This window comes from Selenomonas sp. WCT3 (genome assembly GCA_900100835.1).
GTDB classification, from domain to species: Bacteria; Bacillota; Negativicutes; order Selenomonadales; family Selenomonadaceae; genus Selenomonas_A; species Selenomonas_A ruminantium_E.
Genome location: FNCM01000015.1, coordinates 41,844 through 67,289, shown reverse-complemented (window position 1 = coordinate 67,289; position 25,446 = coordinate 41,844). Strand labels below are relative to the sequence as shown.

General features: G+C 50.3%; 19 protein-coding genes. 2 read left to right on the top strand and 17 right to left on the bottom strand.

All coding sequences use genetic code 11. The features are described 5' to 3' along the window. Window positions 1-206: 206 nt before the first annotated feature. From rpoN to BLQ36_RS11480, 8 genes are all read right to left on the bottom strand, one after another. The gene (rpoN, locus tag BLQ36_RS11515) at window positions 207-1,568 is read right to left on the bottom strand and encodes an RNA polymerase factor sigma-54 (RefSeq protein WP_074515728.1); all 1,362 of its coding nucleotides are present in this window, start codon (window positions 1,566-1,568) and stop codon (window positions 207-209) included. A 48-nt stretch (window positions 1,569-1,616) separates the two neighbouring features. Further along, entirely contained in the window at window positions 1,617-2,906 is a 1,290-nt protein-coding gene (locus BLQ36_RS11510; RefSeq protein WP_074515727.1) for a hexokinase family protein, read from the bottom strand. Window positions 2,907-2,939: 33 nt separating this feature from the next. After that, window positions 2,940-4,847, bottom strand: coding sequence for an ABC-F family ATP-binding cassette domain-containing protein (locus BLQ36_RS11505; protein WP_074515726.1), 1,908 nt, complete (start codon window positions 4,845-4,847; stop codon window positions 2,940-2,942). A gap of 163 nt (window positions 4,848-5,010) precedes the next feature. Beyond that, entirely contained in the window at window positions 5,011-6,339 is a 1,329-nt protein-coding gene (locus tag BLQ36_RS11500; RefSeq protein ID WP_074515725.1) for a hemolysin family protein, read from the bottom strand. A gap of 18 nt (window positions 6,340-6,357) precedes the next feature. Then, entirely contained in the window at window positions 6,358-7,566 is a 1,209-nt protein-coding gene (locus tag BLQ36_RS11495) for a DEAD/DEAH box helicase (protein WP_081342347.1), read from the bottom strand. Between the two features lie 16 nt (window positions 7,567-7,582). Beyond that, window positions 7,583-10,108, bottom strand: coding sequence for a DNA topoisomerase 3 (locus tag BLQ36_RS11490; protein ID WP_074515724.1), 2,526 nt, complete (start codon window positions 10,106-10,108; stop codon window positions 7,583-7,585). A 25-nt stretch (window positions 10,109-10,133) separates the two neighbouring features. After that, window positions 10,134-10,514, bottom strand: coding sequence for a YkvA family protein (locus BLQ36_RS11485; RefSeq protein WP_074515723.1), 381 nt, complete (start codon window positions 10,512-10,514; stop codon window positions 10,134-10,136). A gap of 155 nt (window positions 10,515-10,669) precedes the next feature. Further along, the gene (locus BLQ36_RS11480) at window positions 10,670-11,569 is read right to left on the bottom strand and encodes a DUF5780 domain-containing protein (RefSeq protein WP_143558758.1); all 900 of its coding nucleotides are present in this window, start codon (window positions 11,567-11,569) and stop codon (window positions 10,670-10,672) included. Window positions 11,570-11,875: 306 nt separating this feature from the next. Between BLQ36_RS11480 and BLQ36_RS11475 the strand changes: the two genes are divergently transcribed. Beyond that, entirely contained in the window at window positions 11,876-13,135 is a 1,260-nt protein-coding gene (locus tag BLQ36_RS11475; RefSeq protein ID WP_074515721.1) for a diaminopimelate decarboxylase family protein, read from the top strand. Window positions 13,136-13,225: 90 nt separating this feature from the next. On the opposite strand, the gene iolE is transcribed toward BLQ36_RS11475, so the two are convergent. Both iolE and iolG read right to left on the bottom strand, forming a co-directional pair. Beyond that, a complete protein-coding gene (iolE, locus tag BLQ36_RS11470; protein WP_074515731.1) occupies window positions 13,226-14,113 on the bottom strand; it encodes a myo-inosose-2 dehydratase in 888 nt (295 codons plus the stop codon). 25 nt (window positions 14,114-14,138) lie between these two features. Continuing rightward, on the bottom strand, window positions 14,139-15,164 hold the full coding sequence (gene iolG, locus BLQ36_RS11465) for an inositol 2-dehydrogenase (protein ID WP_074515720.1): 1,026 nt from the start codon (window positions 15,162-15,164) through the stop codon (window positions 14,139-14,141). A 290-nt stretch (window positions 15,165-15,454) separates the two neighbouring features. Between iolG and BLQ36_RS11460 the strand changes: the two genes are divergently transcribed. Continuing rightward, window positions 15,455-16,300 carry a helix-turn-helix domain-containing protein gene (locus BLQ36_RS11460; RefSeq protein ID WP_074515719.1) on the top strand — a complete coding sequence of 282 codons (846 nt, stop codon included), beginning with the start codon at window positions 15,455-15,457 and terminating at the stop codon, window positions 16,298-16,300. A gap of 713 nt (window positions 16,301-17,013) precedes the next feature. Here the strand turns inward: BLQ36_RS11460 and BLQ36_RS11455 are convergent. The 7 genes from BLQ36_RS11455 to BLQ36_RS11425 form a co-directional block, all read right to left on the bottom strand. Beyond that, window positions 17,014-17,622: a cytidylate kinase-like family protein gene (locus tag BLQ36_RS11455; RefSeq protein ID WP_074515718.1), complete on the bottom strand. Its 609-nt coding sequence runs from the start codon at window positions 17,620-17,622 to the stop codon at window positions 17,014-17,016. A gap of 10 nt (window positions 17,623-17,632) precedes the next feature. Further along, a complete protein-coding gene (locus BLQ36_RS11450) occupies window positions 17,633-19,009 on the bottom strand; it encodes a glycoside-pentoside-hexuronide (GPH):cation symporter (protein ID WP_074515717.1) in 1,377 nt (458 codons plus the stop codon). Between the two features lie 283 nt (window positions 19,010-19,292). After that, complete coding sequence (gene iolD / locus BLQ36_RS11445) at window positions 19,293-21,245, bottom strand: 3D-(3,5/4)-trihydroxycyclohexane-1,2-dione acylhydrolase (decyclizing) (protein WP_074515716.1); 1,953 nt, start codon at window positions 21,243-21,245, stop codon at window positions 19,293-19,295. Window positions 21,246-21,273: 28 nt separating this feature from the next. Continuing rightward, a complete protein-coding gene (locus BLQ36_RS11440; RefSeq protein WP_074515715.1) occupies window positions 21,274-22,065 on the bottom strand; it encodes a 5-deoxy-glucuronate isomerase in 792 nt (263 codons plus the stop codon). Further along, entirely contained in the window at window positions 22,062-23,096 is a 1,035-nt protein-coding gene (gene iolC / locus BLQ36_RS11435) for a 5-dehydro-2-deoxygluconokinase (RefSeq protein WP_074515714.1), read from the bottom strand. The genes BLQ36_RS11440 and iolC overlap by 4 nt, the downstream gene beginning before the upstream one ends. 112 nt (window positions 23,097-23,208) lie before the next feature. Beyond that, window positions 23,209-24,063 carry a class II fructose-bisphosphate aldolase gene (locus BLQ36_RS11430; RefSeq protein WP_074515713.1) on the bottom strand — a complete coding sequence of 285 codons (855 nt, stop codon included), beginning with the start codon at window positions 24,061-24,063 and terminating at the stop codon, window positions 23,209-23,211. A gap of 51 nt (window positions 24,064-24,114) precedes the next feature. Then, window positions 24,115-25,272 (bottom strand): iron-containing alcohol dehydrogenase, encoded by a 1,158-nt coding sequence (locus BLQ36_RS11425; protein ID WP_074515712.1) that lies wholly within the window; start codon window positions 25,270-25,272, stop codon window positions 24,115-24,117. Window positions 25,273-25,446: the final 174 nt, after the last annotated feature.

Genomic DNA, 25,446 nt, shown 5'->3' with positions numbered 1-25,446 from the left:
TTAACTGTTTTCCAACTCTTAATTAAAAGGCAAAAATTTCTTGTAGCGGGTTGTCACCGGTGAAGCGTTGGTACTGTGTCCCCCGCCGCCGGCGAGTTGCTTCGAATCCGAACCCAACTAACCTACAAACTGCAACTTGCAAAAATTCCTGCTAACCCAAAAGGGTCAGCAGGAACTCATAGCCTGTAAGCAGATATTCATCTATTTTAATATCGTTTTCGTTTTACCGATGAGGGATACCCCAGCTGTTCGCGATATTTCATAACCGTACGGCGGGAAATATCCATTTTGCGTTCCTTTAATAGTTCACAGAGTTTCTGGTCACTAAGGGGCTTGTGAGGATCCTCGCCTTTTATCAGCTCCGTAATTGCCTCCTTGGCCTGTACCGCGGCAAAATCCTCCTCACTGCCATTTTTGGCTAGGTTCGCGGTAAAGAATTTCCGCAGTGCCACAATCCCTTGGGGAAATTGGGCATATTTATTCGCCACTGCCCGGCTTACCGTAGACTCATGAACACCGATTGCATCGGCGACATCCTTCATCGTCATGGGGTGCAGCCCCTTCATTCCCTGGGTTAGGAAATCCGGCTGACGGTTGAGGATTTCCTCCACCACTTGACGGATAGTCGTGCGCCGCTGTTCAATACTGTTAATCAGCCAAGCGGCTGCATTGAGCCGCTGGGTGATATATTTCCTAGTTTCCGCATCGAAGGACTCGGCATGCTGATAAGCTGCCGAGATTCTAAGCTGGGGGATGTAATTATCGTTAAGCGTAATCCGGTAGACTCCATCTACCTCCTGAACCAGTACGTCCGGTGTGATAAAGGATGCCTTTTCCCCACCATAAGCTGCCCCGGGCTTGGGGTCCAGTTGGCGGACAATATCCACTGCTGCCTGAACATCCTGGGGCCGACATTGCTCTGCCGCCGCAATCTTTTTGATTTGCGATTCCGCCACTTCATCCAGGTAACGGTCAATAATTGCGGCCACTAAGCCCTGATAGATGCCCTGCCGTTTTGCCTGAATCCGCAGACATTCTGGCAAGTCACGGGCCGCAACCCCTGCAGGCTCAAATTCCTGAACCTGCCGCAGCACGGTTTCTACCGCTGTTGTTTCGGCTGCCATTGCCCGGGCTATTTCAGCCAGGGGCAGCGTCAAATAACCATTATTATCTAACGAACCGACGATAAAGACAGCGATTGCCCGTTCTTGTGAATGAGGAAAGGCAAATTTCACCTGATCGAGGAGCTCCTCTTCTAAGGTCAAGGAGACAGACTCCGCCGCCTCAAAGGCGGGATCAGCATCCTCCCCGTAATAGCCCGAAGAACTGCCGCCCTCACCCAGGTAATCGGTCAAGCGTGACATATTTTCCGCCTGCAACAGATTCCCCTCGGCAGACACAGCATCCCCGTAGTCTATTTCCAAAGCAGGGTTTTCCAAATATTCTTTTTCAATCTCCGACCGAAGATCCTGCGCGGAAAGCTGCAAAATCCGGATAGCCTGTTGCAATTTGACGGTCATCGCCAAATGCTGGGAAAGATTGAGATTCAGTGATTGTTCTGCTTGCATGGGGGAACTCCTTCGATGGTAAAAATCCTGTCCCCGAAACTCTTTCTCTTACTTCTGGGACATTGCTGCCGCAATAGCAGCACCGAGGCCTGAACCGCCGTTTTCAAGAACCGTATCGATTTCAGCAGCATCCTCGCCGAGCAGCTCTGAGAGTGCCCGCATGATATTTTCTTTTGCCAACGGCATCTTTTCATAGACGGAACCGTCAATGGCAATATGCTGTTTCTGGGGCTTGTCCTTACCAGCCAGCTGCCAGATGATACCAACATAAGAGGCCGTAACCAATCGTGCCGAGCGGATGACCAATGCCGCTGCCAGTTCCTGAACCAGCTTGCAATCCGCCGTCTCCAGCGTTTTGCCCGCCTTCTTCGCTACGATTTCTGCCACCTTTTCACGGGCTGCGCTATCATCCACAATGATATTGCTCATATCAATGCTGGTGAAGCCGTAAGCCTTGCCCGACTCCTCCAACAGTTCCGAGAGAGCCATGCCGAACAATTCGCCCATGTAACGGCCCGAAACCATTTTTTCCAAACGCTGTTCCCCCGGTTTCTCCGAAGCCTTGTCAAAGGCAATGTCGAAGCGATTCGGAATCAGCTTCATAAAGCCGCCGGATTCCAGGTTCAAAATCATTGGGGCATCCGCACTATTGGCATAGGGCTCCAAATAGCAGGTATTGTGGCCCGTCGCATAAATCGAACCGATGTAAACTCCCGGCTGCTTATAAGCTGCCGCCAGCAGCACAGCCACCGTATCGTTGATAACAGCCGTCGGCTGGACATTGTCGATTCCCTGGCGATGAAGAGCTTCCTTCAAAAGGTCGTTGACCACTTTGCCCTCAACGCCTGCCGTAGCAAACTCCTTCGTCCAAATGATGAGCTTAGCATTGTAAAGGTCCGTCTGCTCCGAGGGGAAGGAGAAGGTATGCCCCAGCAGATATTTCGTCTCGTGATCGCCTTCCACAGCCTCATCCACGAGTTCTGCAATGAAATCAAACATCTGCTCAGCCGTAGAACCAGCACCGACAAAATCATAGACGCCTTCTACCCGCAGCGGTTTTGCCACTTTCTTGACGATTTCAAACTTGCCCTCGCCTTCCAAACGAATGCGCAGGACACGTACATTGGTGCCGCCGAAATCCAGTGCCAGATACTCACCAGTTTCTTTCCCGGTGGGAAGGCCTACATAAGATTTGAGCATGCGCAGCGAAGATTCGTTGGGGTTCTCTAATCCTTTGACCAAGTCATACCGGAAGTCCGCTGCAATTTCATGCAGCTGCTCCCCGTTTACCGTAAACTCCCGGATGATGTCGTCAAACTGATTCTTGTCGAATGCCATGATTACTGTCTCCTTTACCTCTTAAATTTATAGTCATTGCTGATTTTCAGCAATTTCCTCCAAATATGCCCAGCGCTCCATGAGGTGTTCCAGTTCCGCCTGCAAGCGGCTTTCCTCCTTGCTGAGTTCATTCAGCTTGCCATAATTGGCTGCATTCTGCTCCATCTGAAGCTGTACAACCTTGAGCTCGCCTTCCTTGCTGGCAATAATGCCTTCAATTTCTGCATATTCTTTCTGCTCTTTAAAGGAAAGTTTCGGTTTCGATTCCGTCCGCGGAGCACGGGACGCAGCCTTCTCTTCGGCGGGAATTTTATTCTCAGGCTTTTTGTCTTCCACCAAAGCTTCCTGTTCCGCAACTTTTTCCTTATAGTAAGAATAGCCGCCGGAATACATGGTCAAACTGCCATCGTCTTCATAAACGAAAACTTTTTCCGCCAACCGGTCAACAAAGAAACGGTCGTGGGATACAAAGACTATGGCCCCACGGAAGTCATCGATAAAATTCTCCAACACCGCCATAGTCTCAAGATCCAAATCATTGGTCGGCTCATCCAGCAACAGGACATTGGGTTCCTCCATCAAAATCCGCAGCAGGTAAAGACGGCGCTTTTCGCCGCCAGACAGGCGGGCAATGGGCGTCCACTGGAGATTGCCGGGGAACATGAACCGCTCCATCAGCTGCGATGCCGACACCCGCGTGCCGTCAGCCAGGGTGATATGATGGGCTGCTTCCTGGATATATTCAATCGCCCGCAGCCGCTCATCCATTTCCGCGTTGCGCTGGGCAAAGTAGCCAATCTTGACCGTCTGCCCGATGGTAACCGTGCCACTGGTGGGCTGAAGGCGCCCCGAAAGGATATTTAGCAGCGTCGATTTGCCGGTACCATTGCGCCCCAGGATTCCCACCCGGTCGTTGCGCAGCAGCGTGTAGGAAAAATCCTTAATGATGGTGCGTCCATCCACTTCGTAATGAAGGTGATCCAGTTCAATGACCGTCCGGCCCAGCCGGCTGCCAGCCAAACCGATTTCCACCGTTCCCCGATCCAAATCCACCGTTTGATTTTTTACTTCCTCATAGCGTTCAATGCGCGCCTTTTGCTTGGTCGAACGCGCCTGTGCGCCGCGGCGAAGCCACTTCAGCTCATTGCGCAGGAAATTTTGGCGCTTCTGTTCACTGGCCTGTTCCCGTTCAATACGGGCCGCCTTCTGTTCGAGGAAATCGGAATAATTGCCGCTGTAAGTATAGGCCTTGCCCTTGTCCAGCTCCAGGATTTTGGTCGAAGTATGGTCAAGGAAATAGCGGTCATGGGTTACCATCAGCAAGGCCCCCTTGCGGCCCTTGAGGTATTCCTCCAGCCAGGCAATGGTCTCACTGTCGAGATGGTTTGTCGGCTCATCCAACAGCAGCAGGTCACAGGGCTGAATCAGCGCCGTCGCCAATGCCAGGCGCTTTTGCTGACCGCCGGATAAAGTCCCGGCCTTAGCCGTGTAATCCGTGATGCCCAGTTTGTTGAGTACCATTTTCGCCGTGCTTTCCAGCTGCCAGCCATCCAACTCATCAATCTTGGCCGTGTACTGCATGATTTGCTGCTGGACGCCCTTGTCCTCGGGATTCCGTGCAGACTGCGCCAAAGCCAGTTCATAGCCACGCAAAGCCTGCATTAAAGGCGTCATTCCACGAAATACTTCCATCAAGACGGTGTTTTCCGGTTCAAAGACTTTATCCTGGGCCAGATACTCCACCCGCAGGCCGCGCATGGTGACCACGGAGCCTTCATCCACCGGAGTCAGACCGGCAACAGCCTTGAGGAAAGTGGATTTTCCCGTACCATTCACGCCGACAATACCGACCTTGTCCCCATCATCCATGCTGAAATTAACACCTGCAAAGAGCTGTTTTTCCCCATAACTCTTCGTGAAATTTTCAATCGTGATTATCATGCAATATACATCCTAACTTACAACATGCTCTTTTATTATAATCAATCAAAAGATAAAAACCTAGTACAAGAAATGTAACTTGTTACAACGAACCAAAATAAGAACAAATCAATTCATTCAATACATAAATATACCTCTCTCCTAGTGGAGAGAGACATACTGTTTATACGATTTCCTCATGTTCTTCTGTTAGCTCATTGGCCAGCTTGACCAGCACCCGGGTAATGCGGGCCCCATCGACTTCCTCGACAAAGAGCAGATTGCCCCCGGCCGCTGCCATCTGACCGACCTGCGGTTCGCCGCCAATCTGGTCATAGAGCCAGCCGCCCACGCTGTCGACATCCTCATCTTCAATCCGGACTTCCAGAATATCTTCGAGCTCCTCTAGCAGCATCTTGGCGTCCACCGAATAAACGCGGTCGCCGCGGCTCTCAGCGGTGGGCCGCTCCTCGTCAAACTCATCCTGGATATCGCCTACGATTTCCTCAACAATATCCTCAATGGTCACCATGCCAGCCGTGCCGCCGAACTCATCCACCACAATAGCCAGCTGGGAATGACTGCTTTGCATCGTTTTGAGCAATACATTGACATCCATGCTCTCCGGAACCACCAAAGCCTTGCGCGAAAGCTTCCGGAGGTTCGGCTTGCGCCCTTCCACCATTACGCGCATAAGGTCCTTAACATGAAGGAAACCAATGATATGGTCCTTATCTTCCCGGCATATCGGATAACGGGTAAGCTGTTCTTCCATGATGATGTCTAGATTATCCTCAAAACTGTCTTCGAGGTAAAGCACCACCATATCCGTGCGTGGCGTCATAATTTCACGCACATTAAGCTCCGTGAAATCAAAGACATTATCCACAAAATCAGCTTCCGTGTCATCGATAAGGCCCTGGCGATGACTTTCTTCCATCAGCAGCCGGATTTCTTCTTCCGTATGGGCGTTTTCCCCCTCCGAGGCCGCCTCAAAGCCCATCTGCTTCGTCACCCAATTGGCCACGTGATTCAGCAGCCAAACAAAGGGATACATGATTTTATGAAAAATCAGCATGGGCAGAGCTACTGCCAGCATGATTTTCTCCACACTCTGGATGGCCATGGTCTTTGGCGTGAGCTCACCCATGATGATGTGACCAGCCGTGATGATAGAAAAGGCCAGCACCAGGGAAATCGTATGGCCAATGCTCTCGTCCATTCCCAAGAGCCTTGTAACCGGCAGGATTATCGTGGCCACCGCCGGCTCACCGACCCAGCCTAATCCCAGGGACGCCAGCGTAATTCCCAGCTGGGTAACCGAAAGGGATGCATCCAGATGGTCCGTCAAGCGCTTGGCGTAAACCGCCCGTTTGCTTCCCTCCTGAATCAGCGTCTCCAATCTGGACGGACGGATTTTCACGCATGCGAACTCCGCCGCCACAAAAAATCCATTCATAAAGATGAGAAAAGCAACCAGTACTAATTGTAATAGTATCGGCACAATATCCAAGGTATCGTTCCCTCCTGATTAGTTCACGCCAGGCTTCTTGCCCGTGGCCTTTTTCTTATACGCCTTATAGGGGCGATTCTTCTTTTTCTTCTCCACCTGGGGCTTTGTCTGCCCCTTGGCCTTCTTGATTGGCTTAAAGGAAATCCCCAGCCGTTTTTCCAGCTGCTCTAATTTATAAGCCTCTTTGATATCCGCCAGCGTAACGACGGTCCCCTTTGCCCCCGCACGGGCCGTGCGGCCGGCACGATGCTGATAGACCTGGGCGCTCTCAGGCAGATCCAGATTAAACACATAGTCAACGCCTTCAATGTCCAAACCACGAGCGGCCAAATCCGTCGAAAGCAGCAGCTGGATTTTTCCTTTTTTTAGGTCGGCGATTGCCTTCTGGCGAGCTTGTTTATTCTGATGGCCCAGCAGGGAAGCAGCCCGAATGCCATCGTACTGCAAATGAGCCAGCGTCTTTTCCGCATCAAATACGCGATTGATGAAGACCAGACCGCGCTTAACCCCAAGATTCCGCGTAAGCTTGCGGACATTTTCTATTTTATCACGAAACGGAGTCATGAGATAGTAATTTTCCCTTGCCTCCATAACCGCTGCATCTTCCTTAACGATAACATGCTCGGGGCTTTCCAGGAAATCAGCCCGCTCCATTGCCTTTTTGGGGGCCGTTGCCGAAAATAAGATAACCTGACGGTCCTTGGGCAAAAGTTTTACCATCTCCACGGTGTTGTCAAGGTTCTGGTCATCCAGCAGGCGGTCGAACTCATCGAGCACCAACAATTTTACCTGCTGCAGCTTGAGCTTCCCTTTCCGGGAAAGTTCGATAATCCGGCCGGCCGAACCGACAATAAGCTGTGGTTTTTCCTTGAGCTTATCCATCTGGCGGGCGATATTCGCCCCGCCGATGATTCCCTGTACCTTGACGCCAAGGCCGGCCTGCTGGCTAAGCTCTCGGGCTACATTGGCAATCTGCATGGCCAGCTCGTAAGTCGGTGCCAGAATCAGCACCTGTGCCTGACGAATCTCCGGATCTATCTGCTGCATGGCCGGCAACAGATAGGCCAGCGTCTTGCCCGTTCCCGTCGGAGCCTGCCCCACCAGGTTCTGGCCAGCCAGCACTTTGCCGATGGTCTTTTCTTGTATCTCCGTCGGTTTATTAAGGCCCTGTTTTGTCAATGCTTCACAAAGCGCTTCCGTTATTCCTAAATCCGCAAAAGTTGTCATATTCTCTCCTTATCCATTACGACAGCAACGGTTTATCATGGCTGTCATCAAAAGTCGCCGTACAGCGCGGATAGTTGCTGCAACCCCAAAAGACGCCGTTCTTGCCGCGAATCTGTCTGAGATGCCCCTCTCGGCAGCGCGGGCAGAGATATTTGTCCTTATCCGCCTGTTTGCTTCCCTTTCCTTCATTTTCCTTCATATGTTCCATGGGACTTGCCGAGTATTTCGGCTTATGATTCCAGTCCTGCCAGCCGCTTTTCCGGGGCTTGGCAGCCGTATAGCTCTGCATATCTGCCGCCAGCTGCGCTTCATAATCCACCGGCGAAAAAAGGCTGTTGAGTTCATCCATGTCCTGGCGGGACGGGGCCGAGTATTCCTGCGCCGCGTACGACACCACGGACTGAGATTCATATTTCCTTTTAAAGGGGACTGACGAATTATTTCCCACCGCACTTTCCTGGCGTGCCAGCGCCGACGCCGAAATCGTCGCCGGGGCCATGCGCCGCGGGCTGCGGTTAAGACGCAGCTTCGCATCTTCCATATCGGGTTTGCCTGCTTTATCGTTACAGGTCATACGGCATTTGGGATAATTGGAACAGCCCCAAAAAATGCCATTTTTCCCCTTACGCTGCATAAGGACGCCTTGATGGCAGGCCGGACAAACATTTTCCCCGGTGACTTCCATCTTCACGGCCCCCGCCTTTTCACATAGACGGGTGGTAAATTCAATCTGTCCCTGCAGGAACTCCTCTAGGGAACCGTCTCCCTCTGACATGGAATGCAGTTTATCCTCCCAAATGGCCGTAGAATCCGGATAGGTCATTTCATCGGGCAGGGCATCCACCAGCAAATAAGCCGCCGGTGTGGGGCTGAGATATTTTTTCTTGCCCTTGGCCGTCATAAACTTGCGCTTGATGAGGTCATCGATAATCGTCGCACGAGTAGCCTCAGTGCCGATGCCGTAAACATCTTTCAATTGTTTCTTGGCTTCCGGATTTTTGACGTATTTATGGATTTCCTTCATGCCGGCCAGCAACGTGGAGGGGGTGAACCGCACCGGTGGTTTCGTGGCCCGCTGGGTAATATCCCCGGCAGACCAGGTCACGCCATCCTTTTTCTTCATCGCCGGCAGTGTCTTGCTCTCTTCGTCCTCTTCCTTGTTGTCGTCCTCTTCTTCCACCTTTTTCCGCTTGGACTGGTACATGATTTTCCAGCCTAAATCACGCTCCGTGCGGCCGCTGGCCGTAAAGAGCTCCTCTTTATAGGTGACCTCCACCTTCGTCTGGTCATAAACATGAACGGGGTAGAACTGGGCGATATACCCCCGGGCAATCAGATGGTATAGATTCCGCTCCTCCTCCGTCATCGTCAGGACGTTGGCCTTCACCGTTGTCGGGATGATGGCATGATGGGCCGAAATCTTTTTGTCATTCCATGCCCGGCTCTTTGTCTTCGCATTGGCCTTCGGCGCCCACTCTGCCACCTCAGCATCACCAGCTTCCGCCAAGTTACGAAGGATTACCCCCGCATCGCCAAACTGATTGGTCGGCAGATACTCACAATCCGAGCGGGGATAAGTCGTAAGTTTTTTCTCGTAAAGCTTCTGGGCTGTATCTAGCACCAATTGCGGCGCATAACCATACATCTTGCCTGCCAGCACCTGCAGCGTCGATAGGGAAAAGGGCAACGGCTGAGGCTCCTGTTTCTTGGTCTTCTGATAGGCCGATATCACGCCATCAAGCGGAGATTGGCCAAATTCTGCCAATTTCTCCTCAGCAATTTGCTTGTCCACCAGCCGATTTTCACTGTCCAGGCCAGCCATTGTGTCCTTTGGTTTCCACTGGGCTTGAAAACTTCCATTTTCATGGGTAAAGGTACCCTTGATGGTATAGTAGTCCACCGGCTTAAAATTTTCAATCTCTCGTTCCCGGCGCACCACCAGCGACAGGGTAGGCGTCTTGACCCGTCCGATGGGAAGTACCAGCTTATCGTGGCCAGCCCGCCGGGCAGCTAACGTATACGCCCGGGAAAGATTCATGCCAATCAGCCAGTCAGCCCGTGCTCTGGCCAAGGCCGATTTTTTCAGGTTGACGAACTCCTTATTTTCCCGCAAGCTGCTGTTGGCCTTTTTGATGCTCTTCTCATCAAGCGCATTTAAAAGGATTCGTTTTACTGGTTTGGTGGTGCCGATATAATCGAGCACCTCATCCACGAGCAGCTGACCCTCACGGTCCGGGTCACCGCCATGAACGATTTCATCGGCCTTTTCTATCAGCGATTTGACAATGGCAAACTGCTTTTCGCAATCGTTTGCCACGAATAATTTCCACTTCTCCGGGATTATCGGCAAATCTTCAGCGCGCCAGCGTTTAAAACGCGGATCGTATTCATCCGGTTCTGCCTGGCGAAGGATATGCCCAAACAGCCAGGTCACAATCCCCTCCCCAGTCTCCAGATAACCATCATGACGAATCACCGGGCCAGCCAGGCACTTTGCCAGTTCACGCCCAACACTCGGTTTCTCGGCAATATATAAACGCAATGTAACAGTCTCCTCTTCTAAACCACTATCCCAGGATATAAGCAAACAAGCAGTAGGCTCCATACACGAACAAGCCTACCCACAACAAAATAAACAACGAAGCTCCAATTAGCAACAGCGGCATATAGCGGGCAATGCGCTCCGCCTTCATCTCGGCCTCCCGCCGCACATGGTAGGGCAGCATATTCGTAAGGCCGCATATCGCCGTGGGAACGATAACCATATCGTCTAAGATTCCCGCCATAGGCACCGCATCGGGAATGATATCGACTGGACTCACCAAATAAACAACCGCCAGGGCCAACAGCCCCTTGATACGCCGCGGCGTATCCCGATGACGCAGCGCAGTCAACAGTACAATCAAATCATAGCGAAACAATTTCAAAAAGCTCAGGATTCGGCGCATCTTCATCCTCCTCATAACGGTTATTTCTTCCCTATATATATAGCCCCATTGTATCATTTATACCTGCCGATGAAAAGAACCAAAGGGCCCACGGACAAAAACGCCGCTACGCAGTCTCATAAACAGACCGCCCAACGGCGTTTCTCCAACAGATTTTATATGGATACCGACGTCCGGATTTGCTGGCCCTCCACAGCCTTCCATTCAGAACCATCGGTATAGGTAATGGACTCAAGTTCTACTTCATATTTGCCAATATCCGCCTTGGGGCTTACCCGCCATCCTTTCTGGTCATCGGTATACTGCCCCGGCAGGATATTCTGTTTGTATTCACATAGCTCACTGGCTTTACTGGAATACTCCCGGTGCTCCGGTACGAGCTGACCGTTTTTATCGTACTTGTAAAGATTTACCCGGAAGCTATCAATGGTCCGCTTGGGATCCGTGTTCTTCAATTTTAAGCACAGATACTTAAAACGTAAATCATCTTCCTCAAAGGTGAGCCCCTCAATGGCTGCCTGGGGCGCATTTTCCGCTATTTTCTGCGGATCGACACCTGTCTTTGGTAAAGCCTCGATTTTCAAGCTTTCCAGCACTTCCTGCGGCTGTTCTTTGCCCTGTTTGGTGTTAAAGGCAATCGCCCAAAGCTCCTTGTTCTCGACCATGGTAATATAAAGCGTACAATGATATTTTTCCGATCCCTCGCTATAATCAAAATCAATCTTTCTGGCAATCCGGCCATCCAGCGTTGCCTGTTCGTTGGTCAAATTTTCAACATTAAAATGCATACATTCAAATGCTCTCACCGCAGCTTTTACTTCGCTGTCAAAATTTATCCAATAATTCTTCGACGGGTCATAATGGCTGGTTTCTACCGTGATTTTCGTATCTCCGGCCTTACCTGACCACGATTTTGTCTCCATATTATTGGCATTCAATATGTTCGCCTGGTCGTTTTCCTTTACCTTAGGAAACTTAAGCTGCATCGTCGAATACTGCCCGGTCAAAGTGGTATCTTCCAAGGATGTTTTTCCCATTCCATCTAAAGTCACCACACCGGCACATCCCGATAATATGACGCACAAACATAACATGGCCAATAAAACTATACTGCTTTTCTTTCTCATACTATATCGTCCCTCCCTATCGCTGTGCTTTGTCACGTCAAAGCAACCTTATTGTAGTAGCCGCTTTTTACAGAACAATTACATCGAGATGAAAATCTGATGATAGCTAGGCCAGCAAGCAATGAGTATACTATTTTTTTATAAATATTGACTTTATTATACTGTCTTGTTATAATTTATTTACAATTTTACAGTTAATAATTATTCTCTATAAACGGCAGGAGGAATACCGACATGGCAAAAAAATCTTTTCCACTGAATAAAGAACAACTCCAGGAAATTGTCAAAAAATATCCAACGCCATTCCATATCTACGACGAGCACGCTATCCGCGAAAATATCCGCGCGCTGCAAAAAGCCTTTGCCTGGGCGCCCTCCTTCCGCGAACAGTTCGCCGTCAAAGCACTGCCGAATCCGCGCATTGTACAGCTCCTGCATGAAGAAGGGGCTGGCACCGACTGCAGCAGCCTGGCGGAGCTTTTGCTCTCCGATATCGCCGGCGTCAAGGGGGAGGAAATTCTCTTGACCTCCAACGACACCCCGGCCGATGAATTCCAAAAGGCAATTGAACTGGGTGCCATCATCAACCTGGATGACATCTCCCATATCGAATATCTGGAGAAGAATGCCGGTCTGCCAAACATCATCTGCTTCCGCTACAATCCTGGCGACCTCATTGAGGGCAATGACATCATCGGCAAACCGACAGAGGCCAAGTACGGCCTGACCCGTGAACAGCTCTTTGAAGCCTACAAGATTGCCAAAGAAAAAGGCATCAAGCGCTTCGGCCTTCACACCATGGTTGCGTCCAATGAACGCCGCACCGAAGCCTTCCTGTTTACGGCAAAACTGATGTTTACCCTGGCCGTCGAACTCAAAGAAAAGCTGGATATCGAAGTGGAATTTGTCAATCTGGGGGGCGGCTTTGGAATCCCATACCTGCCTGAGCAGGAACCACTGAATCTCATGGAAATCGGCGAGGGCATCCATAAGCTCTACAACGAAATGATGGTTCCCGCCGGCCTTACCAAAACCGGTATCATGACCGAAAGCGGCCGCGCCATGACCGGTCCTGCCGGCTGGCTTGTCTCCACGGTTCTTCACGAGAAAAAGACCTACAAGGATTACATCGGTCTCGACTCCTGCATGGCCAACCTCATGCGCCCAGCTCTCTACGGTGCCTACCATCACATCACAATTGCCGGCAAAGAAAACGAGCCCTGCAATCACCTCTACGACATCACCGGTTCCCTCTGTGAAAACAACGATAAATTCGCCATCGACCGGAAACTTCCGAAAATCGACATCGGCGATTTGGTCATTATCCACGACACCGGTGCTCACGGCAGCGCCATGGGCTTCAACTACAACGGCAAACTCTGGTGTGCCGAACTGCTGCTACGGGAAGATGGCAGCGTCGAACTCATCCGCCGCGCCCAGACCATTGACGACTATTTCGCCACCCTCAAATATCCAGGGTCTCTGGTAAAATAATAAACAAAATACGCTTCAGCAAAACAGCCCCAAGGCATTGCCTTGAGGCTGTTTTCACTATAGGGGGTGTTTCCACACATTCACAAAAGATTACAGTCCAGCTTTCTCGCGGATATATTTGCGGGCTTTCTGGGCATATTCCAACGGATTGGCTTTGGCCGGATCCTGCTCTGCTTCGACGATGTACCAGCCATCAAAATCGCTCTTATTCACATAGTCGAAAATTGGTTCAAAATCCACGTCCCCATCCCCGGGAACCGTAAACATGCCAGCACGTACACCATCCAAGAAGCTCATCTTCTCATCAATCACCCGCTGGCGCACATCTAGCCGCACATCCTTTAGATGAATGTGACGGATACGGGACATATATTTCTTCAGGATTCCCAGATAGTCCTCGCCGGAGCAGACCAAATGCCCGGTATCATAGAGAAGCCAAACATAATCCGGATTGGTGTTTTCCATCAAGCGGTCAATTTCGGCCTCGGTCTGAACGCCAGTCCCCATGTGGTGATGATAGGTCATCGTCATCCCCATGTCCTTGGCTACTTTCCCCAGCTTGTCCAAGCCTTCCGTCAAGAGCTTCCACTGCTCTGCGGTATTTTCCGGCTTGCCGTCAAAGACAGGTACATCCAGTTTTCCCTGGACACTGTTGCCCTGCTCCGCTACGTTGCAGAATTTAGCTCCCATGGTTTTTAAGAAGGTACAATGGGCGATAAAGTCTTTTTCCACCTGCTCATAGGGCTGGGTCAGCAGGAAGGAGCTAAACCAGGCACTGGCAATCTCCATGCCTCGCAGGGATAAGGCCTTTTTCAGTACGGCTGTATCTCTCGGGTATCTGCCCCCAACTTCGCAGCCGGTAAAACCGGCCAGTGCCATCTCACTGACGCACTGCTCAAAGGTATTTTCCTTACCTAAATCCGGCATATCATCATTCGTCCAAGCAATAGGTGCAATGCCCAGTTTAATCGTTGCCATGCTGCATACTTCCTTTCTTCCCAAATCAAAGGCCATACTGGCTGCGGATTTCCTCAATGCGTACCGGGCGGTGTTCTGCCACGGATTTCTTGGCTGCAAGGCCAATCAGCACGGGTTCCAGACCATCTTTGGCATTTACCTCCGTCTCCGTATCATTGACAATAGCCTCTACGAAGCTGTCCACTTCTTTCGCATAGGCCATCATATAGCGCTCCAGGAAGAAGAACATCGGCTTTTCGGCTACCACGCCATCTTTGCCGCTGAATACCGCATTGGAATCCGAATCGTTGCTGATGGCAATGCAGCCCTGATCACCAAAGACCTCCGCCCGCTGGTCATAACCATAGCAGGCCGCACGGCAGTTGTCGATAACAGCCGTAGCACCATTATCCAGCTTTAAGGTAATAACCGCCGTATCAATATCACCAGCCTTGCCGATTTCCGGGTCTACCGTAACCGAACCAGCCGCATAGACCTCCTCGACCTCAGCTCCAGATAAGTAACGCACCATATCAAAATCATGAATGGTCATATCCAGGAAAATTCCGCCCGATACCTTTACGTAATCAATGGAAGGCGGCTCTGGGTCACGGGAGGTAATCTTGATAATCTGCTGTTTGCCCACCCGGCCATCTTTGACGGCCTGGCGCACCGCTTGGAAATTGTGGTCAAAGCGGCGATTGAAGCCTACCTGATATTTTTTACCGGTTTCTTTTACAACGGCCAGAACTTCCTTGATTTTTTCCACATCATGGTCAATGGGCTTTTCACAAAATACATGCTTGCCGGCCCGCAAAGCTTCAATGGAAAGGGGTGAATGCTGGTCCGTGGATGCGCAAATCAGCACGGCTTCGATTTCGGGATCGTTGAGGATTTCATGGTAATCCTTCGTCGTCTTTTCGACACCCAGGGACTTGGCCCATGCTTCTGTCTTTTCATTCATAAACGGGTCAGCAATCGTCTTGATTTCTGCATGTTTCACAAATTTTGAAATGCTTTCCCCATGGACATGTCCGATACGGCCTGCACCAATAATACCTACTTTAATCATTACTCTCTCCGCCTTTCGCTCAATTATTTGAAGAACTTCTGATTACCTCATTTGTTCTTCTTGATTAACTTTATCTTTATTATAGCACCGGCGTGTCCATTGATTCTGCGGTATTTTGGCATATTTGCATCGTTTTACCGCTTGTTTATCTGTTTTGCGCCAACATTTCCCCCTTAATACTATAAAATCTTGTCATTGACTAACCCAAAAAGAAAAAAAAGCTGACAAATTCCATCCATTCAGTATAAAATAATAATAGTTACCATCACAAACAAGGGGGTTGAAGATATATGCTGCAATATTTCATGGACAATCACTTCCACTCCGCCTTCCAACGAGGGCACTGGCCCCAATTGGAATATATCTGCAACGTGGATGCCGAATCCTCCCGCATGCCGCGCAGTATGCACGAGCACCAGCACATCACGGAAATCGTACTGGTTTATGACGGCGCAGGGATTTTTATGATTGATGGTAAGCGCTACACCGCTAAAACCGGTGATCTTATCTTTTACAACAGCAAATCAATCCACGACGAATTTGGCGGCAACGGCAGCGAACTCTATACCTACTGCATCGGTCTCAGCAATCTACGCCTAGACAAACTCCCTCCTGGAAAAATCATCGCCCCAGAGTTATCCCCCATTCTTTCCTGCGGTGACGATTACCCCATCATACTTGATTTATTCCGCAGCATTGAGCGGGAAAGCCGCCTGCCCCAAGGCGCAGAAACGGCAGCCTTCCTTTCTTATGCTCTACTTACCAAGATTTGTCAGCTCATCCAAAAGCACAGCTCGCCCAAAGAAGTCCCAAGGACCTCTCCAGCTACCCTGGCCCGCGAATATATCGATAGACACTATAAAGAGAACATCAAACTCGCCGACATCGCCAAATCCGTCCATGCCAACACCTATTACATCTCGCATCTCTTCCGTTCCGAAATCGGACTCTCCCCCATGAAATACGTCATTCTGCGCCGCATAGGCGAGGCCCAAAATCTACTCATCAATACACAACTAACCATCACAGAAATCGCCACTCGGGTCGGTTATAACAACTCAAATTATTTCCAAAACGCCTTCAAGTCAGCCACGGGAATAACCCCGGGAGATTACCGCTCCACTTGGACCAAGTAAATTGCACCAAAAGGGACTGTGAAAAAGCCTTTATATTGACATAAAATATAGAAGCCTCCATAAGTTAAATTGATTAATCTAACTTATGGAGGCTTTTGCGAATTTATCCACGTAGTTTTTACAAATTACAGTTTGCAAGGGAGTAGTACCCAGTTCGTGTTCGAGGTAAGTCGCCGGCGGCGGGGGCCCCAGTACCAACGCTCCACCGGTGACAACCCGCTACAAGAAATTTTTGCCTTTTAATTAAGAGTTGGAAAACAGTTAAACGCGCTTCGTTTGGACGAAACTGCTTTTCCAACGAGAACGCAGGCAAAAATTTCTTGCTTCACGCGGAACGTCAAGGCTACGCTTATGGTACTGGGGCCCCCGCCGCCTCGGTTAGAGTCGGCACGAATTGCTGCGCCCTCGGAGGGTGAAACTCGGGGAAATTCGCCACAGACTCAGCCGCCGCTAGGGGCAGTGCCATAAACGAAGCGTTTGATGTTTTTCGTGAAGAACGAAATTTTTATCCTCATCGTTCGTCGAAAAATTGCTATCGTTCAAGCGAAGCGCGTTTTGCAACTTTTTCGATGCTTAATTAAAGATAAAAATTTCGTTTAGAAAAACATCTCCCGCGTAGTGTTGGCACTGCCCCTAGCGGCGGCGAAGAGCTGCTTCGAATAAGGTTCCACTAACCGATAAACTGTAATTTCACAGCCCTTTTCTATACGCTTTCATTCTTTTTTCGCCTGGCGCATTTCTACATAGCTTTGGATAAGGTCTGCTGCCTCCTCCAGCGAAATTCGGCTCGTATTAATCATCATATCATAGTTTTGTGGATCTCCCCACTTGCGGCCAGTATAATACGCGTAGTAATTGCGCCGCTGTTCATCCACCGCATCGAGTTCTTTCACAGTCTTCTCATCGTACTCGCTCTTCGCCCGTTCCTCACGAAAAGCGTCATCGGCGTAAATGAAGAAGGAATAATGCTCTGGACAGTCCTTCAAAACAAAATCCGCACAGCGCCCCAGGAACACCGCCCCTTCGCCGCGTTTGGCAATGGCCAGAATAGCCTTGGCCTGCTCGAGATAACGGCGATTGTAATCAGCCACCCGGCCAAATCCCCCCTGCTGAAAATAAGGTTTACTGGTTTCCGGCGACGCATAAGATGAGGCGACGATGCTCTCAATATCTGCTCCGTGTCCCATTTCTTCTGCCGCCATACTGACAATCTTTCGGTCGTAGCGGCGCACCCCCATGCGCTTGGCCAGGATTTCCGATACTTCCCGGCCGCCGCTGCCATATTGGCGGGTAATCGTAATCAGCGTATTCTCTTTCATCATAAACTCCTTTTTACATCTGGCCTAAAGCTTCACGGTGTACCAGTTCCTGCATGATAGCCGGATATTCTTTATCCAGTTTGTAGTTCACCAATACCACAATCAGAACGCCCCAAACCACTAGCGGTGCATACATATAGATACTCATAATCATGCTGATAACAGCCGGCGTCTGTGCTACCGATCCCGTGGCTGTTGCCACATAGCCAGCATAGGAAAGAAGACCTGTCAGGATGGCGCTGGTAAGACCAGTACCTACCTTAGTACCCACCGAACCACCGGAGAATACCAAGCCCTCCTGGCGCAGGTGGCTCTTCCACTGTCCATACTCAACAGCATCTCCCAGGAAACCGAAGATAACCGACTGAATCGGCGCAAAGCCAATGCCGCGGATAACGCAACTGAACACCAGCATATTGAAATCCTCAGGATTAAGCAGGAAAATCAGATGGCCAACCAGGCAGATAAGCACGCCGCCCAGGCTCATGTTTCGCTTACCGAAACGCTGCAGCAGTTTGGGACTGAAAAGTGCCATGACCCCGATGGTAACCAGCGTCTCAAGAAGATACAAGCCACTGTAAAGGGAATCATTGTTGAAGATATATTTGCAATAATACGGGAGAATAGTACCCGTAACGGTAAAGATAACATTCTGCATCATCCAAATGGTCATGCCAGCCCAGAAATACTTATTCACAGCCAGGCCTTTCAGGGCCCGTTTTACCGGAATCTTATCTTCTGATTTATCACGGGCTTCAATCACAACGGTTTCCTCACAGTTGCGGAAGCAGAAAATAAGCAGTGCCAAACCGACTACCGCCCAGAGGCTCATGACCTCAACCCAGGCCATCTGACTGTCACCAAATACTTTTACCAGCGGCAGCGTAGCTGAAACCGAAAGGATACGGCCCCAAGGAGACAGGCACATACGCGTAATGGAAAGCATATCCCTTTCCTTAGAAAGCCGAGTCATCATCGCCGAAAGACTGCCGTAGGGAAGGTTCAAAGCGGTGTAGCAGAATGTCGTGCAGAAATTATACGTTACAAAGATATAGGCAAACTGCAAAGCTGACGTAGTTTGCGGCACGGTATAGATAAGAATAATCGACACCGCAAAGGGGATACTCATCCAAAGGATCCAGGGACGGGATTTTCCCCATTTGGAATGGGTCTTTTCCACCAAGAACCCCATGACAACATCGGAGAAACCATCAAAACAGCGTGAAAGAAGCATGACCAAACCGACAATAGCCGGGTCGATACCAGCATAATCCGTGTAGAAGAAGGTTAAGATACCCATGGCCCCCCAGACCACATTCTGGGCTGTATCGCCTAATCCGTAGGCAATCCTGGTTTTCCAGGAAAGCTGTGCGTTTTCTGTACTCATCATTACCAGTCCTCCTATTAAATTGATAATTTCTGTGATGTTTTGGCGCCTTTTGTACATCTTTTGATTATATTATATCTATTTTCTTACTATTGTTTCTATAGAAAATTGTTTTTATTGATAATAAACCGTATAAAATACTCTTAGAAAACGCGAGAAAAACCGAAACATCCCAGGCAAAGCCACGCATTCTCTCCACAATACTATAAAATCTTGCTCCTGCTGTTAATAGAAAAATCCAGAAAAAAACAGGCAGCACCTGGAAGTGCTGCCTGCTCTCAGCTAATCAATATTTCCTTGCCGCATCGTAATGGGGTTTCATGACCTTTTCGTAACACGCATTGACCTTCTGGTTTTCCGATACCTGGGCCACGCCTACGCGCCACCAGTCCCCATAGCCATGAACCATGGTCTTGGGCAAGACCTTCACATCGATAAGGGTAGAAACCGTCTGCTTTTTGGCATCCTCAATGGCTGCCTTCAATTCTTCGATGGTGTGAACCGTATACGCCACGCAGCCATAGGAACGAGCATTCATGGCAAAATCCACAGGCACTAAACGGCCATCCAGCTGCCCCGTCTTATCATTGCGGCTGCGGAATTCCGTACCATAGCTGCCCTGACCATGGCCCACTTCCAAGTTATTGATGCAGCCGCCACTCATGTTATCAAAGAGAATGACATTGATCTTCTTGCCTTCGGCTATGGAGGCGGGAAGTTCCGAATGGAGCATCATATAAGCATAATCGCCTACCAGCGCATAGACCTCCCGGTCTGGTTCGGCCATCTTGACCCCCAAAGCGGCATTTACCTCATAGCCCATGCAGGAAAAACCGTACTCCACATGATAGCTTCCCACGGATTTAGCCCGCCATGCCCGCTGCAAATCCCCCGGCAAGCTGCCGGAAGCACCAACGATGACGGCATTCTTGTCGATACATTCGTTCACCGTGCCCAACACCGCCGTTTGGGGCAGACTGCAGCCTGTCAATTCGATAAATTCTTTGGCGGCTTTCTTGAAGTCAAAATCATCATTGACCTCCGGCACAAAATCCTCACCGGTATACTCGATATGATAGAGGCGATCCACTTCTTTATCATAGGCTTCTTTAGCCGCTTTTACCTCGGACTCATACTCCTTAGACACATGATAACCGGTGCCCGACAATGCCTCATCGAGCATCTCCAAGGCTGCACCAGCATCGCCCACCACCTGCAGGCCATCCATCTTATAGGCATGGAATTTGCTCACGTTGATGTTCAGGTACTCCACGTCGGGGTTCTGGTAAATCCACTTGGAAGAAGTCGTGAAATCCGTATAGCGAGTGCCAACACCGATAACCAGATCTGCATCAGCGGCGATAGTGTTAGCCCCCAGTCCGCCCGTCTCTCCCAGGCCGCCGAGATTCAAAGGATGCTCCCAGGTGATGGTTCCCTTACCTGCCTGGGTCTCGCCAAAGGCAATACCGTATTTCTCAGCAAATTTGCGGAAAGTATCCTCCGCTTCCGAATACTTCACGCCACCGCCAAAAATCATGATTGGTTTCTTCTTGCGGCGAATTAAATCTACTGCCTCGCGGATAGCCCGCTCAGAGGGTTTCACCCGGTCGATATGATGCACCCGTTTCTGAAAAAAATACTCGGGATAATCCCAAGCCTCACCCTCGACATCCTGGGGCAGAGCAATGCAGACCGCGCCGGTATCCGCCGGGTCAGTTAGGACTCGCATGGCATTGATGCAGGCCGTCATCAAAATTTCCGGCCGGGTCACCCGATCCCAATATTTGCAGACAGCCTTGAAGGCATCGTTGGTGGTGACGCTTAGGCTATTGGGCTGCTCCATCTGCTGCAGCACCGGGTCTGGCTGACGGTCCGCATAGGTATCGCCGGGCAGGAACAAGACGGGAATGCAGTTTGCGGTAGCCGTAGCAGCCGCCGTCACCATGTTAGCGGCGCCTGGTCCCACAGAAGAAGTGCAGGCATAAATCTGTTTCCGGCGCTTCTGCTTCGCATAGCCCATAGCGGCATGGGCCATACCCTGCTCATTTCGTCCCATGTGCATGATGAGGTGCCCCGGGTCCTGCTCCAAAGCCTGCCCCAGTCCCACCACATTGCCATGGCCAAAGATGCCAAAGATGCCGGCAAACATGGGATTTTCTTTTCCATCAAATTCAATATACTGATTATTAAGGAACTTCACCAAAGCCTGTGCCACAGTGAGTCTGATTGTCTTAGCCATATTTAAGCCCTCCTCCGCAGGATATCGTTTATCTTTTGGGTTCCCAAATCTGGGCCTCAGGGTCCAGCAGCCAGGTATGTTCCGGCAAATCCGTCCGCGTCTTCTTCCAAGGATTATCCGGCAGATGGCGAATCATCCAGCTGTACCACATGGCATAGCCCGGAGCCGTAACCTGGGGATGCATAAGTCCACCGGAAAGTTCCGACCAGCTGTTATGGGTAATCTTGAAGGCATCGTCCCCGATAAAGCAAGCGCCAAAGCCCTGCGGCTTGTCGAATTTGTAGGTATAGACCTCCGGCTGGGGATGATTGTGAGGGATATAACCAGACCAGCGCCCCGGACTATTGATGACCTCACCATTTACCATATTGGAATAGGGCGCATTGTCATAGTCAAAAATGGTGCGTACCGTGCGCTCCGCTGTGCCCTTCCAAAGGCCCTTGCCAAAGACATCCGCCTGTACATCTTCCGGCCGGTAAAACACCGGCGCAAAATCCCTATCGTTTACAGTCTGCTGCACCAGCACCTCCGAAGGAATCAAAGCCTTGATTGTCACTTCCACCCCACGAGGAACATGGAGACAGTAGGGATTCTCATCAAAGAGGGAATGACGCTCCATAACCTCTTTCTTGCCATCCCAAGCGACTTCCACCTTGCCCGTCAAAATGACGAAAGCCGTTTCCTGCACCTTGTCCTGGAAATCCACGGCCTCGCCTTCCTTCATAACCTGATAGCCGATATCCATCAGCATATCACTGCCGCGGGTGGTCATAGCATTATATCCATGCTTCAATTCCGTTCCCAATCTGCCGAATCTCATAATTTAGCCTCCCAGTCAAGTTCCGTAATTACCTTTTCATCCTTATGCTCCTGCATAAAGGCTTCAATCTGTTCCGCCGTCTGCATGGCGTTGGAGCAGCTGTGGCTAGCCACCACCATGGCGGCATGAGCCGTGGCATGCTGCAGGGAATCCGGCACGCTCCAGCCTTCCAGCAGGCCATAGATAAAGGCGCTCGCATAGGCATCGCCACCGCCAAAAGACTTCAGCAGTTTGATGTGATAGGACTCGACTTTGTAGGCATGCTTGTCTGCCGTATAGCCAATCGACCCCTTCTTGCCGTGTTTGATGATGACAATCTTCGCGCCGTTTTCGATATACTTTTCAGCAATCTCATGGTCCGGCACATCATTGGCCAGCACCGGCAGTCCCTCAATAAGGTCAATCTCATCCCGGGAACCGATGATGACATCGGCAAACCGGGCCACCAGCGAGTAGTAAACGCAGATATCTTTGTCGGAACGCCAGCTGTAAGGACGATAATCGGCGTCAAATATGACCTTGGTGCCGTGTTTTTTCGCGTACTGCAAAGCCAGCAGGCAAGCTTCCCGGGAAGGGCTCTTGGAAAGGGCCACACCGGAAATCAGCAAAATCTTGGAACCGGCAATATAATCTTCGTGAATATCCTCCGGGGCAATCTCCAAATCGGCCACCCGGTCACGGTACATGAGAATACTGCTTTCCGTAGGGCTCTTGATTTCCGTAAAAGTAAGGCCGATGCGCTCCCCATTTTTAGCCCGCACCATCTGGGATGTATCAATGCCCCGGCTCTCAAAATAATTCAACACGAAATCCCCAAATTGGTCATCGGATACACAGCCGATGAAGCCAACTTTCTTGCCTAGGCGATTCACGCCGACGGCAATGTTGCCCGGGGAGCCGCCCAAATACATGGAAAAGGTCTCCACCTTATCTAAGGTGCGGTTGATTTCATTGGGATTAAAATCCAACGTCACCCGCCCAATCAACACAATGTCCCGTTCCTTCTTCTGGTCAAATTCAATCAGTGCCATATCAATACACCCTCCAAGGATTTTTCAATCTCTTCCGGTTGCTTTAATCAGCAGGCCAAAAAGTACCGCCAAAAGCAAACCACCAATACCAACCAGCAAACAGGCTGCCTCTTTAATTATATAACCCAGCCTTGCCCTTAAGTCCAAAAATTTCCATGTGCTTCTTAACATTTTCGTAAGTCCCCACACAAATCGCATCACTGAAGTCAAAATAGTTAGCATTTGGCTTGGCCTTGTGCACGGCTTTAATCTTTGCCGCCGAATTATCATAAGAGGCCGTCGCAATATTTATCTTGGTAATGCCATTTTCCAGGCAGTTTTGGAAATCTTCTGGGGTAAGTCCCGTTCCACCGTGAAGCACCAGCGGTGTATCCAGTGCCCCATGAATTTCTTTTAATCGGTCAATTCGCAAATGGGGCGTTTCCTTATAATTCCCATGAGCCGTGCCAATAGCCACCGCCAGGGCATCCACCTTCGTTTCCTCCGCGAAACGCTTGGCTTCTGCCACCGAAGTCACCTGAATATCCGCCGAAGCCATATCCCCTTCAGCACCGCCAATACTGCCGATTTCCCCTTCCACCGACGCGCCGAATTTTTCCGCCATCGTCACAATTTCCCGGGTCCTTTCAATATTTTCCGCCAACGGATAATGGGAGCCGTCAAACATAACAGAGGTAAAACCGAGGCTCAGCGCCAGTCGCACCGTTTCCAAGGTACGTCCATGATCCAGATGAACGGCGGTGGGCATGGTGCATTTCCTGGCCGCAGCTATCATCACCGGCCCCAAAAGCTCTAAAGGGGAATAGCGCAAACGGCCCTCGGCAATCTGCAAAATAAGGGGCGCCTTCAGCTCCTCAGCAGCCTTGATGGCCCCCATGGCCATCTCCATATCCGAAACATTAAAGGCTCCTACCGCAAAGCCAGCATCCGATTTGGCCAGCAATTCCTTCATATTTACCAGCGGCATAATACCTGCCTCCTCTCATGGGAAACCACCGCTTAGGCTCCCCGCTTTCCATCAGAACAATTTCTTGTAGATTTCAATCAGCTCTTCTTTGCTAGGAACCCGCATCGTATTCTGGGGACTGCCGCTTTCCAGCGCATCGGCTGCCATCTTGTCGAGCTGAGCAAAGAAATCCTCCTTCTTTACCCCCAGCTCCGCCAGCGTCGGAATGCCAACAGCCTGACAGAAACGGGCAACCTCTTTGACAAAAGCTTCAGCCGCTGCCTTAGCCGGGGTATTCTCCTCCGCCACCCCCATGATCCGGGCAATATCGGCAAAGCGCTCCGTATTTTCCTCGATGGCAAATTCCATGCAGGCCGGCAATAAAATCGCGTTGGATACACCATGGGCGATATGGAACAGCGCCCCAATCGGGCGGCTCATGCCATGAACAATGGTAACGGAAGCATTATTGAAGGCAATACCAGCTTCCAGGGCCGCCAAACTCATAGCAAAGCGGGCCTTTACATTCTTGCCATCCGCATAGCAAAGCGGGAGATTTTGATGAATCTTGGCTATTGCCGAAAGGGCAAAGGTATCGGTCAGCGGCTGCGCCTTGCGGGAAGTGTAGGCCTCGATGGCATGACACAGGGCATCGATACCCGTAGCCGCCGTGACCTTCGGCGGAGCTGTCATGGTAAAGGTGGGGTCCACCACCGCCAGCGCCGGGATAATAGACGGGCCGCCCAGCAGCATTTTTACATTATTCTCGGTATCGGAAATAATGGTATTTTTCGTCACTTCACTGCCCGTCCCCGCCGTAGTCGGAATAGCCACCAAGTAGGGAACTTCCATATCGATATTTTTATGCATGAAGGCACTGATTTTCGTTCCCACAGGTACCGTGGACATAAAGCCAATGGCCTTGGCCGTATCCATGGGACTGCCACCGCCCAGGGCAATAATGAAATCGCAGTCTTCCTGCTGATATACACCAAGACCAGCCTCCACAATCTTATCCGTGGGCTCACTGTTGGCTCCATCAAAGATTACATAAGAAAGGCCTGCATTCTTCAGGGCAGCCTCCACTTTAGCCACATTGCCAAACTTTACCATAAATTGGTCCGTCACAATCAGGGCTTTCTTACCTTTCCCTTCAATGTGTTTTCCCAATTCAGCAATAACATTTTCACCAGAAATAATCTTGGCCGGAACCATAAACGTGTAACCCATGGTAACGCATCTCCTTTATTTACTATTTTGTAAACATTTGGTAATTTCTTGATAACTTTATGGTTATAATTTACACCTGCTTAATCACTTTGTCAATATTATTTCGGCAAAAATCATCACCTTTTGTCATTGTTTAGTCTGTTTCTATAAAAATAACGTCAAAACAAGATAAGT